Genomic DNA, 1423 nt, shown 5'->3' with positions numbered 1-1423 from the left:
AGCCCGTCCGGCGATTGAGGACGGAACCCCGCGCCCCGGACCGGGGCGCGGCACCCTCACCGGCCGCCCGCCCAAGGGCCCCGCCTTGACCCGCGCCGAGCCGCTGCCTTAGCGTAAGACCGTTCATGAATATGGACGCCAATCAGAATTGTGCACGCCTGAATCCGCTCAGGGAGCGCCCGTGACCTCAGCCCCACTTGCCGCCCGACTCACCGCTGTCGCCGGGCCGCTCTTTTTCCCCGTCACCGCCTACGGGCCGGACGGCTCCGTCGACCTCGACGTCTTCCGCGCGCACGTGCGCGCGGGCGTCGACGCCGGAGCGGCGGCCGTCTTCGCCTGCTGCGGCACGGGCGAGTTCCACGCCCTGACGCCCGAGGAGTTCCGCCTCGTCGTCGCCGCGGCCGTCGAGGAGACCGCCGGCGCGGTGCCCGTCGTGGCGGGCGCCGGATACGGCACCGCCCTGGCGGTCCAGTTCGCGAAGCTCGCGGAGGAGGCCGGCGCGGACGGGCTCCTCGCGATGCCGCCGTACCTGGTCGTCGCCGGCCAGGAGGGGCTGCTGGCCCACTACACGGCGCTGGCCGCCGCCACCCGCCTGGAGACGATCGTCTACCAGCGCGACAACGCCGTCTTCACCCCCGAGACCGTGGTCGCGCTGGCGCGGACGCCGGGCATCATCGGCCTCAAGGACGGCTACGGCGACCTCGATCTGATGCAGCGCATCGTCAGTGCCGTCCGCACCGGACTGCCCGGCCAGGACTTCCTGTACTTCAACGGGCTGCCCACCGCCGAGCTCACCGGCCTCGCCTACCGGGGTATCGGCGTCACGCTCTACTCCTCCGCCGTGTTCGCCTTCGCACCCGACATCGCGCTGGCGTTCTACCGCGCTCTGGAGTCCGGCGACGACGGTCTCGTCAACGCGCTGCTCGACACGTTCTACCGGCCGCTCGTCGAACTGCGCGCCAAGGGCCGCGGTTACGCCGTCTCGCTGGTCAAGGCGGCCGTCCGCCTCCAGGGCCTGGACGTCGGCGAGGTCCGCAGCCCGCTCACCGAGCCGCCGGCCGCGCACATCAAGGAGCTGACGGAGATCATCGGGGCCGGCCGTGCGCTGCTGGAGAGCGGCGGCGCGGGAGAGCGCGGATGAGGACCTCCGCCTTCCTGTATCCCTGGGACGTCGTCGGTGACCCCGGCGCGGCTGCCCGCGTCGCGGACCTCGGCGTCCAGCAGGTGACGCTCGCCGCCGCCTACCACTCCACCCGGGCGCTGACCCCGCGCCATCCCTCGCGCCGCATCGTCACGGCCGAGTACGCCGCGGTGCTGTACCCACCGGACGCCGACCGGTGGGCGGGACGTGAGCTGCGGCCGTACACCCAGTCCTGGGTGGACTCGGAGGACGCCTACGCGGAGGCCGCCGAGGCGCTGGCCG

General features: G+C 73.2%; 1 protein-coding gene and 1 pseudogene. Both read left to right on the top strand.

The window, feature by feature from the left end; genetic code table 11:
- Window positions 1-181: 181 nt before the first annotated feature.
- Entirely contained in the window at window positions 182-1141 is a 960-nt protein-coding gene (locus tag JGS39_RS39460) for a 5-dehydro-4-deoxyglucarate dehydratase (protein WP_219574577.1), read from the top strand.
- Window positions 1138-1423: pseudogene (locus tag JGS39_RS39455) on the top strand (hypothetical protein); the annotation flags it as partial. The gene JGS39_RS39460 and the pseudogene JGS39_RS39455, both read left to right, overlap by 4 nt.

Origin of the sequence: Streptomyces poriferorum, from assembly GCF_019399235.1 — a bacterium.
In the GTDB taxonomy this organism is placed as follows: Bacteria; Actinomycetota; Actinomycetes; order Streptomycetales; family Streptomycetaceae; genus Streptomyces; species Streptomyces poriferorum.
Note: the sequence above shows the minus strand (reverse complement) of the source record. Positions and strands in the feature narration are given on the sequence as shown.